The sequence below is a fragment of the Promicromonospora kroppenstedtii DSM 19349 genome (assembly GCF_000515355.1).
In the GTDB taxonomy this organism is placed as follows: Bacteria; Actinomycetota; Actinomycetes; order Actinomycetales; family Cellulomonadaceae; genus Promicromonospora; species Promicromonospora kroppenstedtii.
Genome location: NZ_KI911649.1, coordinates 15961 through 16413 on the forward strand (window position 1 = coordinate 15961; position 453 = coordinate 16413).

General features: G+C 76.2%; 1 protein-coding gene. It reads right to left on the reverse strand.

What is annotated here, in order from left to right; genetic code table 11:
* Positions 1 to 453: hypothetical protein (locus PROKR_RS34440; protein ID WP_036962598.1), on the reverse strand; the 453-nt coding region annotated here is incomplete at both ends.

Genomic DNA, 453 nt, shown 5'->3' on the forward strand with positions numbered 1-453 from the left:
CGCGACGACGGCGGCCACCGCCGCGATCACCGGGAGCAGCACGGGCGAGCCGCTGCCGGGGAGCAGCACGGCGCCCGCGCTCACGACAGCCACCGAGACGGTCGGCAGCACCAGGCCCGCCGCGATCACCCGCACGGCAGGTGCGAGGCCCGTCCGACGGGTGAGGAGCAGCACCAGCTCCAGGACGAGCATCGCCGTGGCCGCCCCCGCGGACCACCAGGTGCGGTCGAGCACCACGGTGTAGACCCCGAGCGCGAACGGCACGGTGGTCACGCCGAGCACGGCGAACCACTCGCCGCGGGTGACGCGCGTGCCGACGGTCACGGCGACCGCCGTCATCGACGCCGCGGCCGACACCGTGCACACCGCCGCCACCCAGCCGAATCCGAGCCACCCCAGCCAGACCCCGCCCACGACCAGCGCGTACGCGTACGCGCCGCCCACGAGAGCGGG